Origin of the sequence: Imhoffiella purpurea (assembly GCF_000585215.1) — a bacterium.
Lineage (GTDB): Bacteria > Pseudomonadota > Gammaproteobacteria > Chromatiales > Chromatiaceae > Imhoffiella > Imhoffiella purpurea.
Genome location: NZ_AONC01000050.1, coordinates 26,315 through 42,040, shown reverse-complemented (window position 1 = coordinate 42,040; position 15,726 = coordinate 26,315). Strand labels below are relative to the sequence as shown.

Below are 15,726 nucleotides of genomic sequence, written 5' to 3'. Positions count from 1 at the left end.
GCCCCGCCGGCGCCGCCGTACCTGGACTTGCGGTCGAGCACCAGCACGCTCATGCGGTCCGCCAGCTGCAGCGCCGCGAAGAGCCCCGCCGGTCCCGCCCCGATGATGCACACCTCCACCCGGGTCGATGTCTGCGCCATGCGTTTGGTCTCCAAATCTGTTGTCAGCGGCCAGATGGAGGTCGTCCCCCTCCTCAGCCTGTCCCGCACGACGATGTCGGCGGTCCCCTCTGTACCGCTGCCGCGGCACACGAGCGTCTCGAGCCGACACCGGCCGGCCCTGCGCCGAGCCGAGAGCCATCCTCCAGTGCCGATACTGGACGAGATCGTCACGCTCGGACAGGACTTTTTGCCGCGGCCCGGCTGGAGACCTGGGCCATGGAAACCCAGAACATGGGGCCAATGTCCGCGAACGATCCGGTCGCCTCGATCGAAGAGGCGATTCGCTTCTATGCGGACGCGCAACCGTCTCAGCTCTATCGCGGAGGCGCCTGATTCGTGGCCATCCGACCTGTCCGCCGAGGATTGATTGGCCTCCTGCGTGCGGGAGGCGTAGTCTGCGCGATCGTCGGCATGAACGGATGAATCGCCTTTGAACGCACTGCTCCTGACTTCCGCCATCCTCGTCGCGATGGTGCCTCTGACCCGGTGGGCGGTGCACCGTGCCTATCGCGCGCCCCGAATCATCGAGCGCGGAACGCCGGCGGATGTCGGTCTTCCCTACCGCCCGGAGCGTATCCCCACGGTCAACGGCAGGCATTTGTTCGCCTGGCTGGTACCTGCTGCGGCCGCCGCTCGGCCGGCGCCGGCGGTGATCGTGCTGCACGGCTGGGGCGGGAACGCGGAGGACATGCTGGTCTTCGCCTCGGTCCTCCATCGCGCCGACTTCGCGGTGTTGCTGCTGGATGCGCGCAATCACGGCCGCAGCGACGGCGACGAGTTCTCCTCCCTGCCGCGTTTCGCCGAAGACCTGGAGCATGGCCTCGACTGGCTGAGGCGCGAACCCGGTGTCGACCCCGAGCGCATCGCGCTGCTCGGGCACTCGGTGGGCGCGGCGGCCGCACTCCTGGTGGCCGCCCGCCGCCGCGAGCCGGCCGCGGTCGTGAGCGTCGCGGCATTCGCGCATCCCGCCGATCTGATGGGCCGTCAGATGCGTGCCCATCGCATCCCCGAGTGGCCGCTCGGCAGGCTGTTGCTGCGCTACATCGAGCACAGGATCGGTGCCGAATTCGATACCATCGCCCCCTGCAACAGCATCCGCGCGCTGGCCTGTCCCGCCCTGCTGATTCATGGCGAGGCCGACGATCGCGTTCCCTGCTCGGATGCCAGACGCATCCATGCCGCCCGGCGCGACGATCGGACCGAGCTGCTGATCATTCCCGGCGTCGGGCACGACTCCAGAGATGCCGTGCCTCGGCATGCCGAGGCGCTGGTTGCATTCCTGCGCCGAGCGATGGGCGAGTGGCCGCGCCGTCGATGATGGGCGGCCCGTTCGCCGCGAGGATCGCGAGCCTCGGGATCAGCCTCGCCAAGCAGTCGGCTTGCGCGGGCGTGGCCTGACCGGGCGGCATCGGCGGATAGCCGGCCCAGCGGTCGGCGGCCCCGTGCGCGATGGATCTCATGGCGGTCGCGGCGATCACAGGTCAGGCAGGTGAAGGGGCCGGTCCGCATCTGGGCAAGGCCCGCGGGCATCGCTATGATGGAGGCCCGTTCGACGCAGGGACCCTGGATCCATCGGATTCGGCCCGCATCCGTTGTTTCCATCCTCAGCCCCTTCTTCCATGCAAACCCGTACCAAACTGGCCGCCGGGCTCATCATCATTCTCGTCGTCAATCTCGCCGTCAGCCTCTTCGGCTTCTATCGCCTCAAGGCGACCGCCGACAGCGAGGCGGCCGTGCGCGAGCGCAGCACCCAGATCGTCACCCGGGCATTGACCGCCCAGGTGCATTTCAAGAAGCAGGTGCAGGAATGGAAGAACGTCCTGCTGCGCGGCCAGGACAAGGCGCTCTACCAGCAGTATCTGCGGAATTTCGAGCAGGAGGAGGCCCTGACCGAGGAGAGCGTTCGCCGGCTGCTCGCCAACCTCACCGAGGAGGCCGAGGCGAGCGCGATCGCGCTCCGTTTCCTCCAGGCCCATCAGCGGCTGGGGCGCGAGTACCGCAAGGCGCTCGACTTCTACCGCGCCGAGGATCCGAGCCCGCAGCTGGAGGTGGATCTCAGGGTGCGCGGGATCGATCGCGAGCCGACCGATCTCATCGACGAGGTGGTGAAGTCGGCACTCGTCCACAAGGACCGGGTCCTGGCCCGGATCGACGCCTCGGCCAGGGGGGTCGAGAGCTGGATCCTCGTCCTCATGATCGGGGTCATGAGCAGCACCGTCTTCCTGCTCATCTGGCTGGTGGACCGCACCATCGGCCAGCCGATCGCCACCGCGACCGCCGTCGCCCGGCGGGTCAGCGCGGGCGACTTCTCGACTCCGATCGACGTCGAGGGTTTCGACGAGCAGGCCGAGATGCTCTCGGCGCTCAAGACCATGCAGGAGAACCTGGCCAGCTCGCAGGCGAGCCTGCGCGAGAGCGAGGCCCGCTCGCGCATGCTGCTGGAGTCGACCGGCGAGGGCATCTATGGCGTCGATACCGACGGCATCTGCATCTTCTGCAATCCGGCGGGGGCGCGCATGCTCGGTCACCGCTCGCCGGCCGCGCTCACCGGCTGCGATATGCATCAGCGGGTGCATCACTCGCATCCGGACGGCACGCCCTATTCGCCGGAGCAGTGCAAGGCCCACGCGACCTATCGGCACGGTGTTCCGGTCTGGGTCGACGACGAGGTCTTCTGGCGTCCCGACGGCAGCTGCTTTCCGGTCGAGTACCACTCCAATCCCATCCACCGCGACGGTACCCTGGTCGGGGCCGTGGTGACCTTCTCGGACATCTCGGCGCGCAAGGAGGCCGAATCGGCGCTGCGCGAGGCCCACGCCGCGCTTGCCGAGGAGCGCTCCCAGCTCGCCGAACGGGTGAAACGCCGCACCCAGGAGCTGGATCGGGCCAATGCCGAGCTGGCCCGTTCAGCCCAGGCCAAGGACGAGTTCCTCGCCGCCATGAGTCACGAGCTGCGCACGCCCCTGACCTCCATCCTGGGGCTGTCGGAGACCATGGGCGACCGTCTGCTCGGACCCCTGAACGCCCAGCAGGACAAGGCCGTGCGCATGGTCCACGAGAACGGTGCCCATCTGCTCGAGCTCATCAACGACATCCTCGACATGTCCCGGGTGGCCTCGGGCCAGATGAACCTGCGCATGGACCAGGTGCCGGTGGACCAGCTGTGCGATGCCAGTCTGAGACTCATCGGTCTCTCGGCCAAGCGCAAGGAGCTCGAGGTCGCCATGAGCATCGATCCCTCGGTGAGACTGGTCCAGGGCGACAGCCGGAGGCTCAAGCAGATGCTGGTCAACCTGCTCGGCAACGCGGTCAAGTTCACCCCGCAAGGGGGATCGATCGGTCTCGACGTGGTGGCGGACGCCGGTCGAAGAGAGGTGCGGTTCGCCATCTGGGACACGGGCGTCGGGATTCCGGCCGAGCAGTACGAGCGTCTCTTCCAGCCCTTCGTCCAGCTCGACAGCCGGCCCGCGCGCCAGTACGACGGCACCGGACTGGGACTGGCCCTGGCCGCCGGGATGGCCGAGCTGCACCAGGGACGCATCGAGATGCAGAGTCAGGTCGGCAAGGGCAGCCGGTTCGAGATCGTCCTGCCCTGGGACCCGGACGCCCAGAGCGCCGATCGGCTCGATCGGGAGCGGTCCTCGGCGGGCGACGCCCAGGCCGGATCCGGATTCCCCGAGTCGCCGCAGGTGCTGCTGGTCGACGACAACGAGGGCAACCTGGAGATGATCTCGACCTATCTGCGCATCAGGGGCTGCGAGGTGCGTGCCGCCAGCAGCGGGCTGCAGGCGCTCGCACTGGCCCGGGAGCGGCGTCCCGACGTCATCCTCATGGACGTGCAGATGCCCGAGATGGACGGTTTGGAGACCACCAGACGGCTGCGGGCAGACCCGGGGCTGCGTCAGACCCCGATCATCGCCGTGACCGCGCTGGCCATGCCCGGCGACCGCGAGCAATGTCTCGAGGCCGGGATGGACGACTATCTGAGCAAGCCGCTCGGTCTCAAGGAACTGCACGGCGCGCTCGTCAACTGGGTCAATCGTACCAGGGCGGCGTGAGTGCGCGCGCCTCGGCCCGTCCGAGATGTATCAGCTCTGACTTGGGCGTGCGGGCGGAATACCTCGGCTGGTGCTGGGCGTATCAGGCAGACCCTTGACGACGCGTTCCCAGTCGACCTCCGCGCCGGAACAGACCTGGCAGGTCGAGCGGCCCAGAAGCTCTGAGACCCCCGGGCGCCCGTAGGCACCCGCTTCCAGCCGGTAGATGATCACCACCCGGTCGACCGGATGGACCAGCCAGTATTCCTTGACGCCGTGGCGCTCGTAGAGCGAGAGCTTGCGGACCTGATCGTGGCCGGCGGTCGCCGGGGACAGCACCTCGACGATCCAGTCGGGTGCCCCGCGGCATCCCCTGTCGTCCAGCTTGGCCGGATCGCACACCACGCTGATATCCGGTTGGACCAGGGTGTCGATGTCCCCGTCCGCTTCGTCCCCCTCCGGGAGACGGACATCGAAGGGTGCGATATTGACCTCGCAGCCGCTTCCCTCCAAGGCGTCGGCAATGACTCGGAAAAGCTCGCCGACGAGCCGCTGGTGCTGTCTGGTCGGCGTGGGCGCCATGGCGTACGCCACACCCTCGATCAGCTCGAAGCGTTGATCCTCGGGCCATCCGAGATAGTCGGCGTAGGTGTGCCGGTCCGGGTTGCGCAAGGGAAGCGGCATGTCATGAAACTCCCTGGGGTGCTCGACACCAGTATCGGCGAGACGGGACGGGGCAACAAGCCGGTGTCCGGCATGTCGCCGTTTCCCTGTTTGGAAGATGCCCGAAGGCTTGGATGTCGGGGCAGCTGTTTTCCGGTCAGTGGCGGGGTTTGGGTCTGAAGCCGCGCAGTAGGCGACGGAGCCGGTCGGCCGCCGTTTTCTGTTCCGTTCGACCGAACCGGGCCTTGATATAGAGGGCGAGGAATCGGCCCACGCTTGCCGCCAGGTCGGGGCGCTGATGGGCCACCCGCCGGCCGTAGTCGCTGGGACCCTCATGGGGGCTGCGCGGCAGTCCGGCGCGGGAAAGTCGCTGGCAGAAGCGCTGGTACTGGGCGTCGAGCGGATCGAGCCGACGCTCGCCGCGCAGCATGGCGAGCATCACCAGTCCCAGCGACAGCGAGGCCGCCAGGATCATGAGTCCGGCGATGCCGTACTCGCCCAGGTCGGCGAGCCCGAAGCGGTCGAGCAAGGCATATTGGTCTTCGAGCGAGAAGTCCAGCACCCAGTTCTGCCAGGCCGCGTCCAGGCTGTCGGCGAAGAGCCGCAGGCCCTTGACCAGGCGTGCCAGCCGGTCGGCCTCGTGGAGGTCGAAGCGGATCGAGGAGGCCGCTCCGAGCAGACGGGTGGCGCCTCGGTTGTCGACGCGGGACGGATCGATGGCGGAGGTCGGGTCCACCCGGACCCAGCCGCGTCCGTCGATCAGTACCTCGACCCAGGCATGGGCGTCGGACTGCCAGACCGCCCAGTAGTCCCCGAACCGGTTCTGCTCTCCACCGAGATAGCCCAGCACGATTCGCGACGGGATGCCGGCGATGCGCATCAGTAGGGCGAAGGCGCTGGCATAGTGCTCGCAGAATCCACGGCGGGTCTCGAACAGGAACTCGTCCGCCGGATTCGCGCCCAGGGCCGGCGGCTGCAAGGTGTAGTGGAATTCCTCACGGTTCAGATAGTCGAGCCCGTGCCGCACCAGGTCCCAGTCGCCGTTGGACCGAGCGCGCCAGTCGGCGACCAGATCGCGCATGCGCTGGGTGATGTTGGGCGGAAGCTGCAGCCCATAGTCGCGCCGTGCCGCTCCTGGCATCGCGGTGCGATAGTCGAGCGCGGATCGCACCCGGTAGCGTTTGATACCGTTGATGCGCTCGCGCGAGACGAGCTGTAGATCGTCGGCGATGAATGCGTTCTCGGGCGCACTCACCGGCACGTCGAGCGCGAACAGCCATTTCTGGTTGGTTTCCTCGAGCAGCACCTCGTAGTCCAGCGTTTCCCCCGACTCCAGCAGCGGGTCTTGCTTGGTGGTATTCGCCGGCGGGTTGCCGGGCGACCAGCGTCGTCCGTCCATCGCCCACAGCACCGGGCCGCGCCAATAGCGCGCGTCCGAGGCCGGCGGCTGGCCGTCGAAGCGCACCCGGAAGGCGAGTTCGCCGTTGATGACCAGTTCGCTGATGCGGCCCGGCTCCATGGTGTCCGACATCCCCATCCGGCCGCGTTCGCTGTCGTCGAGGCCAAGGTTCCAGAGCGGTGCGGTCAGTCGCGGGAACAGCAGGAAGAGCACCAGTGTCAGCGGAACCGCCTGGAGCGAGAGTCGTGCTCCGACCGCGATCGCCGAGCGTAGCCGGCGGTCTTCGAGCCCCCCATTGAGATCGATCAGCAGCGCGACCAGTCCCAGTGCGACCAGGGCGAGATAGACGGCCAGGCCGAATGCCTGGTCGAAGAGGAACTGGGCGACGATCAGGAAGCCGATCAGGATGAGGGTCAGACGCAGGTCGCGCCGGGTCTTCAGCTCCAACAGCTTGAGCGCCAGCATGGTGGTCAGGAGCGCGGTCCCGCCGTCCTGTCCGACCAGGGTGTGGTTGGCGTGTAGACAGTTGGCGACGCCGGCGACGGTGAGCAGTGCGCGCAGTGCCCCTCCGGGGAGGGCGGCCGGCCAGCGCAGGCTGGCGAGCCGCACCGCGATCACCAGGCCGAGGAAGACGCGGATCTGCCAATCCAGATAGGACGTGAGAGGCAGCCCGGCGGCGATCACCAGCAGGCTGGTCCAGAGCACCTGGCCCTGTTCCGGGCGCTCATGCGGTGGAATGGTCTTCGTCTTGGCCATATCGCGTCTCTACTCGTATCCGTACAGCGCCAGCCGGCTCAGGCAGCGCTGGGTGTGGGCCGCCCCACGATCGAGTCCCTCGACGGCACCGGGCAGGCGCAGACCGAAACGGATCCGGGCGCCGGCGGCGTCCAGTACCTGGCGTGCCAGCAGACTCAGGCGCGTCTCGGTGTCCGTCGCGCCGAGGTGCGACCAGTCGAGCCAGATCTCCTGCCCCTGGTCGCCAGCGTAGAGCTTGACCTGCAAGCCGCGCTCGCGGGCGAATGCCTTCCAGTCGACATGACGCGGCGAGTCTCCCGGCCGGTAGCCGCGCGATCCCTGATAGTCCTCGGCGCCCTCGCCACGATGACGATGCGGGCGTCGCTCGTCTCCGGCGTCCGAGGCGGGCGGCGGGGCCTGAGCGGCGGGTTGAGGATAGACGAGCGTCGTCGCGTCCGTGGCGATGTGGCACCAGGCGCGGAAGAGTCCCATGGGATGGCGGGTCTCGATGGTCAGATCCACGAGCCGCAGCGGTCCCCGGCTGCGGGTCGCGAGCGGGAGATGGACCGAGCGCCGATCCCCTGGCGGGATGTATTGCGGTTCGGGTCCCTGGCGATCCTTGAGGACGCGGATGTCGTAGCGTGGACGTTCCGATCGCAGCGAGACCTCGAACTGGGCCGTCTCTCCGGCGAAGACGGGCGCCCCGCTTCGAATCTGCACGGCGAGTCCGAGCAGGTCGAACCAGGCATGATGCATGGCCACCACGCCGACCGAGGCGAGGAAGAAGGTGAAGAGCAGGCCCAGGTTGTTCTGATAGTTGAGCGACCCCAGCAGCATCAGCATGAGCACGCTGGCGTAGAGCATCCCGGTTCTGGTCGGCAGGATGTAGATCTGTCGTGCCCGTACCCGCGCCACCCCGTCCGGGTCGCACGGCACCCGGCGCAGCAGTCCCTCGAAGCCGCGGCGGATGCGGGCTGCCGCCCGCTCTCGAAGGGTCACACCGGAACCTGTTCGAGGATATGGGTCGCGATCTCGTTCTCGCCGACCCCTTGTCCCGAGGTGCCCGAGGTCAGGCGGTGAACGGCGCAGGATGACAGTACCGCCTGCACGTCCTCCGGGATCACGTAGTCGCGATCGGCCATCATGGCCCAGGCCTTGGCGGCGTGCAGCATGCCGAGACCGGCCCGGGGCGAGAGCCCGAAGGCGAAACGCTCGGAGCCGCGGGTGAACTGGAGGATGGCGTGCACATAGTCGATTACGGGGCGCGCCGCATGGACCTCCGACACCGCGTCCTGGAGCGCGATCAACTGGGCGTTGTCGAGCGCCGGTGCCTGACGGGCGACCATGGCGCGGCGGTCCTCGCCCGCGAGCAATGTCTTCTCCTGCTCGGCGTCCGGGTAGCCGAGATGGATGCGCATCAGGAAGCGGTCGAGCTGGGACTCGGGCAGCGGAAAGGTGCCGACCTGGAACAGGGGGTTCTGGGTGGCGATGACGAAGAAGGGCTCGGGTAGCGGACGGGTCTCGCCCTCGACCGTGACCTGGCGCTCCTCCATCGCCTCCAGGAGCGCGCTCTGGGCCTTTGGCGTCGCCCGGTTGATCTCGTCGGCCAGGACCAGCTGCGAGAAGATCGGCCCTTGGTGGAAGCGGAAGCCCTCGCTCGCGCGGTCGTAGACCGAGACCCCGATGACGTCCGCCGGCAGCAGGTCGCTGGTGAACTGGATGCGCGAATAGTCCAGACCCAGCAGGCGCGCCAGCAGGTGGGCTAGGGTGGTCTTGCCGACGCCGGGCAGATCCTCGATCAGCAGATGGCCGCGCGCCAGCAGACAGGCGAGCGCGAGCCGGAGCTCCCGGTCCTTGCCGAGGATGACGGTGCGCGCTCGGTCGAGGATGGTCTCGGCCAGATTGGCGCGCGGCGTGAATTGGCGTTGGGTGAGGCTCATGGATGCTTGGCTCCGCTCGGCTCGCGCCCGCAGGGGGCGATGGGAAATATCCCGTCGTCGAGTGGTCGGGACACTCCGACGCGGTCATCGATTTGGGTTAGACTGAAAGGCTTCACTGAAGCGGGTTCCCTCTCATGTTTGCGAGCGATCGATACGATGTCCTGGTCGTCGGCGGCGGCCACGCCGGGACCGAGGCGGCACTGGCTGCGGCGCGTTGCGGCGCCCGCACATTGCTGCTCACCCAGAACATCGAGACCATCGGTCAGATGAGCTGCAACCCGGCGATCGGCGGCATCGGCAAGGGGCATCTGGTCAAGGAGATCGACGCGCTCGGCGGGCTCATGGGGCGTGCCGCCGATCGGGGCGGAATCCAGTTCCGCATCCTCAATGCCAGCAAGGGCGCGGCCGTGCGTGCCACTCGCGCCCAGGCGGACCGTCTGCTCTACAAGGCGGCCGTGCGTTCGGCGGTGGAGAATCAGCCTGGGCTCTCGATCTTCCAGCAGGCGGTCGACGACCTCATCGTCGAGCAGGATCGCGTCGTCGGCGTCCAGACCCAGATGGGGCTGCGCTTCATGGCTCCCGCCGTGGTGCTGACGGTCGGGACCTTCCTCGGCGGTCGTATCCATGTGGGTCTCTCCAACTATGAGGGCGGTCGCGCGGGCGATCCACCGTCCAATGCGCTGGCCAAGCGGCTGCGCGAGCTGCCATTTCGTGTCGAACGTCTCAAAACGGGCACCCCGCCGCGCATCGACGCCCGCAGCATCGACTTCGGCCGCATGACCGAACAGCCCGGCGACGATCCGGTCCCGGTCTTCTCCTTCATGGGCCGTGCGGAGGACCATCCGCGTCAGGTCAGCTGCCACATCACCCATACCAGCGAGCGCACGCACGAGATCATCCGCTCCGGGCTGTCGCGCTCGCCGCTCTTCACCGGCGTGATCGAGGGTGTGGGGCCGCGCTACTGTCCCTCGATCGAGGACAAGATCGTCCGTTTCGCCGACAAGAGCTCGCATCAGATCTTCGTCGAACCCGAGGGGCTCACCACCCACGAGGTCTATCCCAACGGCATCTCCACCAGCCTGCCCTACGACATCCAGGAGGCGCTGGTGCGCTCCATCGTCGGCTTCGAGCAGGCCCATCTGACCCGGCCCGGCTACGCGATCGAATACGACTTCTTCGATCCGCGCGATCTCAAGCCTTCCTTGGAGACCCGCTTCGTCCAGGGACTCTTCTTCGCCGGACAGATCAACGGCACCACCGGCTACGAGGAGGCTGCCGCCCAGGGACTGCTCGCCGGTGCCAACGCGGCGCTCCAGGTCCAGGGGCGCGAGCCCTGGTCGCCCTATCGCGATCAGGCCTACATCGGCGTCATGGTCGACGATCTCATCACCCGTGGGACCAACGAACCCTACCGCATGTTCACCAGCCGTGCTGAGTACCGGCTCATGCTTCGCGAAGACAATGCCGATCTGCGCCTGACCGAGGTCGGGCGGGATCTGGGGCTGGTCGGCGAGGAGCAATGGCGGTTCTTCGAGGGCAAGCGCGAGTCGATCGAGCGCGAGCGGCAGCGACTGCGTGACACCTGGGTGCGGCCCGAGACGCTCGATCAGTCCCTCGCCGCCCGGGTGCTCGGCGAGCCGCTGCGCCGCGAGTCGCGGGCGCTGGACCTGCTGGCGCGTCCGAACGTCGATCATGCCGGCATCCGGGCGCTGATCGGCGATCCGCCCGAGCCGCTGGCGCCCGAGGTCGCCGAGCAACTGGAGATCCAGTCGCGCTACGACGGCTACATCGCCCGACAGCGCGCCGAGATCGAGCGTCAGCGCGAGCAGGAGGCCAAGGTGCTGCCCGACGACTTCGATTTCGATCAGGTGCGGGGGCTCTCGGTCGAGGTGCGCGAGAAATTCAATCGGGTTCGACCGACAACCGTGGGTCAGGCGGCGCGCATCCCAGGCGTGACTCCGGCGGCGGTGTCGCTCTTACTCATCCATCTCAAGCGACAGGCCGGCTAGTTGGGGGGCGCCTGAGGCGCATCGGTGGTCTCGGCCCTTGCGAGAGCCTGACCGAGCGAAAGAGGCTGCCAATGGCGGTCTGAATGCGTCGGCCTTGTCCCAGGACCGGTCACTGGCTCATCCGACCTGAGCGTCCGCTGAGCGCGCCTCTTCTGAGATTCAAGATCTCGCAGAAACAGTCGTTTTCGCGAACCGCGATCACAGCACGGGCTTGCGAAACTACAGCGAAGGGATCGTTGAGCACTCTCGCTATGTACGGGGCTTTTACCGTACAATTTCATCATGTTCATAGAGCGAGACGACGATGAAGGCAAAGTCCAAACGTATCGAGGCCCGGGTCAAACCGGATACCCTCGTCCTGGTACAGCGGGCCGCAGAGCTGCAAGGCAGCTCGGTGAGCGAGTTCGTCGTCGCTGCGGCAGAGACGGCGGCACGCAGGACCTTGGAGGAGGCGTCGACGGTACGCTTGTCCGTCGAGGACCAACGCCGTTTCGTGGAGCTGTTGCTGAATCCCCCGCAGCCGACGCCTGCTTTGGCGCGCGCGCGTGCCGCTCATGAGGCACTGATCGGTCAACCATGACGGATCGCCCCTTCGAGATCGGGCTTCTCGGCAAAGAGGATCGCTCGGACTTTTGCTGCGGCAGCGAGCCGTTGGATCGTTACCTCAAGGCCCAGGCCAGCCAGGATGTGCGCCGCCGGGTCAGCGTCTGCTACGTAGCGCTGGATAAGGCCACTGGACGGATCGCGGGCTACTACACGCTGTCGGCAGCCGATGTTCCGGTCTCCGATCTTCCCCCCGAGGTCGCAGGCCGACTGCCCCATTACCCCTCGGTACCGGCGGCCCGCATCGGGCGATTTGCCATCGATCAGCGCTTCCAGGGCTGCGGACTCGGGGGTGCGCTCCTACTCAACGCGGCGATGCGCGCCCTACGCTCGGAAATCGCAGTCTTTGCCCTGGTGGTCGATGCCAAGGACGACGAGGCAGCAACCTTCTATCGCCACCACGGATTCACGGCCTTCGACTCCAATCCGCTCCAGCTCATCGCTCCGATCGCGACTTTCCGTAAACTTCTCAGTTGAGCGAGGCCGCGCACTTGTGAGGCCGCCCGGCGGTCAGGGTCAGTTTGTCTCCTGCGCAGCGCATTCTTCACGGTAACCGTCCGTAGGTTCGCTTTTCCTTGTGTTGCTGACGCTTTTGGTCGGATCGCAACGTGAGGATCAGGGTTCATGGCCGGGCAGATCCGGAGCGTGCCCGCCAGTGTCAGCAAAGCGTCCTTTGCGGTCGTTCGGCCAACGAGCGTTCGGTGACGGCTTCCCGCGTGCAGAAGTCGCTCGCACCAATGAGACGGGCGTCAACTCTTGGGGCGCTTGTGTCACCTTTTGAAACACGCCGAACGGCAGGTATCCACGTGCTGCGGGCGATTCCTCGCGGCGATCGTCGGCATAGGTGACGATACCCGTCCACCCCGCGCTTGCCGACCTCATCCTCGGGCGCAAGAGCACCATGAGTGCGCCCGTGTCCACCAGGCAATCGCGCTGGCGCATGGGGACCTGATCGAGGCTTCCCACGTGACGCTCGGCAAGCGCGACATCGACGAAATTGCGGATTTTGGTCGTGACTCTCGCTTCGCCCATCGTCGTGACCCCAAGGTGGCTGTGTCCATGGTGATCTGTCCAGACCGTCTATAAGGCGAAGGCGTGCCAGGGTCGTTCCAAAGCGTATGCGTTTCGAGGAGCCGCACGCGCTCAGCGCATGCGTTTCCAGTCGATGCCGCGATAGACCCGCACCGCATTGCCGCGTTCGAGTTGGGTGTGCTGTCGCCAGCGCTGGTCCTCGGCGGCCTGGGTTTGGTCCTGGTCGCGCTCGGCGAAGAGGGCCGCGAGCCGGGCGAGTGCCAGTCTGCGATTGAGATGCTGCGAGCGTTCCTCCTGGGCCAAGCTGCTCAGGCCGCTCGGGAGATGGGTGATGCGCACGGCGCTCTCGGTGCGGTTGACATGCTGGCCGCCGGGACCGCTCGCGCGCAGGGTTTCGATGCGCAGATCCTGGGGGTTCCAGGTCTCGGTGCTGGGTTCCGCGAAGGCGGCGACGCTGACGAACCAGTTGCGGCGCTGGTGACGCGGGCGATAGGGGCTGGTCCCGGTCCATTGAATGGTCCCCAGCCAGTCGGCAATGCCGGCGTCGACCTTCGGGCCGCCGATCCGCAGCAGCACGGAGCGGGCATCGCCGCGATGCGCCCCTGGTGTGCGGTCGATCTCCTCGACCGCGAGTCCTCTGGATCGCAACTCTTCGGTCAGACGCGGGGCAAGCCGGCCGACCACCCATTCGCATTCGGCCGGACAACGTCCGGCGGAGATCTGCAGCCAGAGGGTCGGGTCGGTCACGCGCGGCGTCGCTGGGGCTTGCGGTGGCCCGGCTGTTTGTGGGCCGGACGACGCACCTTATAGGTCAGCACTGGGCGCAGGGTGGCAATGATGTGGCAGAGCCCCGCCTCGACCAGGTCGGCGACCACGCGGTCGATGCCCTTGTATGCCTCGGGAGCCTCGTCGTAGAGCAGTTCCTTGTCCTCGCAGACGACCCGTCCGCCGAGCGCGGTGGTGAGCAGATCGTCCGGGCGCTGACGGGCGCTGAGGCGGCCGCGCGCCTCGCCGCGTTTCCATTTGCGCCCGGCACCATGGGCGAGCGAGCGCAGACTGGCGTCGCAATCGGGGCTCGGTTGGACCAGATAGGAGAGGGTTCCGCGCGACCCGGGAATGACCACCGGGCCTTGGTCGGCCGGTGCGGCGCCCTTGCGGTGCAGCCACAGCCGCTCTCCGGACCAGTCGAGCGGGTGAACCAGGTTGTGCCAGACATCCAGGCGCGGTTCGGCCTCCGCGCCCAGTGCGTCGAGGAGACGCGCGGCGATCAGCCGGCGGTTGGCTTTGGCCCAGTCCAAGGCACGATCATGGCGGGCGAGATACGCCTGGGCGGCGTCCGAGGCGGGATCCAGTCCCTGGTGTCCCTGCTGCTCGATCAGGGTACGCAGGATGGACTCGCCCAGTCCGCGCGAGCCGCTGTGGACCAGGAGCAGCAGTTGTTCGGCGTCCAGATTCAGCGCGCTGAAGGCGTCGCGATCCAGGATCTCGGCGACCGTCTGAAGTTCTGCGAAGTGGTTGCCCCCGCCGATGGTGCCGAGCGCGCTGTCGAAATCGGTCGATTCGAGGTCCTGCTCGCCACGCCAGGCATCCAGATCCCCGTCCCAGGGGCCTTCGAGCCCCTGCAGGCGCGCGACGGCGCGCTCGGGTTTGAGCTTGCGGGTGGCCAGGTCCGTCTGCCACAGCGCCATGCCGCAGCCGATGTCGTTGCCGACCAGGGCGGGATAGATGTTCTCGGAGAGGAAGGCGGCGCCGATGGGATAGCCCTTGCCGGGGTGTAGGTCGGGTAATCCGACGGCGGCGCGCATTCCGGGCAATGCGGCAGTCTGCTCCAGTTGGCGCAGGGCCTCGCCCTCGATCCAGGTGTCGGCGGATGCGATCAGGCGCACGCCGGATGGCGACGCGGCTGGGTGTTCGCTGCGGTCGTTCATGCCAGCGAACTCTAACCGTCTGGTGCCCTTTTCGCCAAATCCTCGTGCGCCCTGGTCAAGCAGAGACCAGCGGCGCCCGTGATGTCGGCGCCATGCGGTGTCCCGACCGGCCGCCGAGCCGTCGCCACGGAACCCAGACCCCGATGCCCAGCCCGGCCAGGCCATAGAGCGTCCAGGTTGGAATCCGTGTCAGCCAGCGGGCGATGAGCCGGATCAGATCGCCCTTGTAGCCGATCTTGGCGGCGCGGGCCGAATACTTGACGAAGGTGACCGCGCCGATTCTGTCGAGGGTGCGCAGTCCGCCTAGACCGAAGGTCGCGGCCAGTCTGACGGCGTCGCGGCCGAGAGCGCCGGCGCGTTCGGCGGTCGTGACGATCGTCTCGCCGCCAATGCGGTACAGGATCGCGCTGTGCTGGCCGAATGCCTCGGCGAAACGCGCCATGCGTGTGAGCGAGGCGGCGTCGCGGGTGTGGCTGAGCAGTGTCAGTCCGCCGCGTGTCCTGGCCAGGGTATAGACGTCGCCGAACACATCCTTCACCGAATCCAGCGAGCGGGTCTTCTTGACTATCTTGGCCTCCTCGACGAGCCTCTTGCCCAGCCAGGAGGGCAGTTTGCCGAGCTTGTGCGCGCTCTTGAGAACGGCCGATCCGCCCTTGACGGCGGTCGCGGCGGCCAGGCTCGGAGAGGCGGCGCCCGCCGTGCCGAGGGTCGCTGCCCCGGTGGCTAGCTGTGCCGCGCTGGCCGCCACGCCGATGGTCGCCAGGGCGACGATCACCTCGTCCGTCTCCTCCTCATGCCACCACTTGGTCCCCTGCTCGGCGAGGTCGCGCAGGTCGCCGATGACGAAGAGGTCGGTCGCCACCCCGGCGGCCTGACCGATGGTCTCGTCGCTGGTGCCCGACAGCAGCCCTTCGCCGAGCTTGCCGGCCTTGTAGTCCAGGCTCCCGCGGACCGCTTCGATCTCCCGGTGCAAGGTTTGCGCGGCCGGATCGGACTGGACGTAGGGATAGTCCATGAAGAAGCCGAGATAGTCGGCCGCCTCGGCGTAGCGCTCCTGCTCGACCAGCTGGCGGGTCTCGGGAACCGGGTCGATGCGGGTCAGGGCCAGGGTCGTGAGTTGCGCGCGCTGCCAGAGCACGCCGATGGCGCTCAGGGCGACGAGGAAGAGGATGACTTTGGCGATGAGCTTGATCATGTTCCTTCAACGATGTGCTGCGAT

14 protein-coding genes are annotated in these 15,726 nt (G+C 67.4%); 5 read left to right on the top strand and 9 right to left on the bottom strand.

The window, feature by feature from the left end; all coding sequences use genetic code 11:
- On the bottom strand, positions 1-140 hold a 140-nt coding region (locus D779_RS22350), incomplete at its 3' end, for an FAD-dependent oxidoreductase (protein WP_157726428.1).
- A 451-nt stretch (positions 141-591) separates the two neighbouring features.
- Here D779_RS22350 and D779_RS15790 point away from each other — a divergent pair.
- Together D779_RS15790 and D779_RS15785 are read left to right on the top strand one after the other, a co-directional pair.
- Positions 592-1,479 (top strand): alpha/beta hydrolase, encoded by an 888-nt coding sequence (locus D779_RS15790; protein WP_043755916.1) that lies wholly within the window; start codon positions 592-594, stop codon positions 1,477-1,479.
- Between the two features lie 301 nt (positions 1,480-1,780).
- Positions 1,781-4,219 (top strand): response regulator, encoded by a 2,439-nt coding sequence (locus tag D779_RS15785; RefSeq protein WP_043755914.1) that lies wholly within the window; start codon positions 1,781-1,783, stop codon positions 4,217-4,219.
- Between the two features lie 30 nt (positions 4,220-4,249).
- Here the strand turns inward: D779_RS15785 and D779_RS15780 are convergent, their stop codons facing one another.
- From D779_RS15780 to D779_RS15765, 4 genes are all read right to left on the bottom strand, one after another.
- Entirely contained in the window at positions 4,250-4,882 is a 633-nt protein-coding gene (locus tag D779_RS15780; RefSeq protein WP_052348188.1) for a Uma2 family endonuclease, read from the bottom strand.
- Positions 4,883-5,018: 136 nt separating this feature from the next.
- Positions 5,019-7,016, bottom strand: coding sequence for a transglutaminase TgpA family protein (locus D779_RS15775; protein ID WP_043755912.1), 1,998 nt, complete (start codon positions 7,014-7,016; stop codon positions 5,019-5,021).
- 9 nt (positions 7,017-7,025) lie between these two features.
- Positions 7,026-7,994: a DUF58 domain-containing protein gene (locus tag D779_RS15770; RefSeq protein WP_052348187.1), complete on the bottom strand. Its 969-nt coding sequence runs from the start codon at positions 7,992-7,994 to the stop codon at positions 7,026-7,028.
- Positions 7,991-8,935 (bottom strand): AAA family ATPase, encoded by a 945-nt coding sequence (locus D779_RS15765; RefSeq protein WP_043755911.1) that lies wholly within the window; start codon positions 8,933-8,935, stop codon positions 7,991-7,993. The genes D779_RS15770 and D779_RS15765 overlap by 4 nt, the downstream gene beginning before the upstream one ends.
- A 134-nt stretch (positions 8,936-9,069) precedes the next feature.
- On the opposite strand from D779_RS15765, the gene mnmG reads away from it, so the two are divergent.
- The 3 genes from mnmG (at position 9,070) to D779_RS15750 (ending at position 12,024) form a co-directional block, all read left to right on the top strand.
- A complete protein-coding gene (gene mnmG, locus D779_RS15760; RefSeq protein ID WP_043755909.1) occupies positions 9,070-10,944 on the top strand; it encodes a tRNA uridine-5-carboxymethylaminomethyl(34) synthesis enzyme MnmG in 1,875 nt (624 codons plus the stop codon).
- Positions 10,945-11,248: 304 nt separating this feature from the next.
- Positions 11,249-11,524, top strand: coding sequence for a type II toxin-antitoxin system TacA family antitoxin (locus D779_RS15755; protein WP_043755906.1), 276 nt, complete (start codon positions 11,249-11,251; stop codon positions 11,522-11,524).
- Positions 11,521-12,024: a GNAT family N-acetyltransferase gene (locus D779_RS15750; RefSeq protein WP_043755904.1), complete on the top strand. Its 504-nt coding sequence runs from the start codon at positions 11,521-11,523 to the stop codon at positions 12,022-12,024. The genes D779_RS15755 and D779_RS15750 overlap by 4 nt, the downstream gene beginning before the upstream one ends.
- A 138-nt stretch (positions 12,025-12,162) precedes the next feature.
- Here the strand turns inward: D779_RS15750 and D779_RS22345 are convergent, their stop codons facing one another.
- From D779_RS22345 to D779_RS15735, 4 genes are all read right to left on the bottom strand, one after another.
- Positions 12,163-12,579 carry a hypothetical protein gene (locus D779_RS22345; protein WP_157726427.1) on the bottom strand — a complete coding sequence of 139 codons (417 nt, stop codon included), beginning with the start codon at positions 12,577-12,579 and terminating at the stop codon, positions 12,163-12,165.
- Between the two features lie 111 nt (positions 12,580-12,690).
- Positions 12,691-13,326, bottom strand: a complete 636-nt coding sequence (prfH, locus tag D779_RS15745; RefSeq protein ID WP_043755902.1) for a peptide chain release factor H — start codon at positions 13,324-13,326, stop codon at positions 12,691-12,693.
- Positions 13,323-14,507: an RNA ligase RtcB family protein gene (locus D779_RS15740; RefSeq protein WP_043755900.1), complete on the bottom strand. Its 1,185-nt coding sequence runs from the start codon at positions 14,505-14,507 to the stop codon at positions 13,323-13,325. Before D779_RS15740 ends, prfH begins: the two co-directional genes overlap by 4 nt.
- Positions 14,508-14,562: 55 nt before the next feature.
- The gene (locus D779_RS15735; protein ID WP_052348186.1) at positions 14,563-15,702 is read right to left on the bottom strand and encodes a hypothetical protein; all 1,140 of its coding nucleotides are present in this window, start codon (positions 15,700-15,702) and stop codon (positions 14,563-14,565) included.
- Positions 15,703-15,726 lie beyond the last annotated feature (24 nt).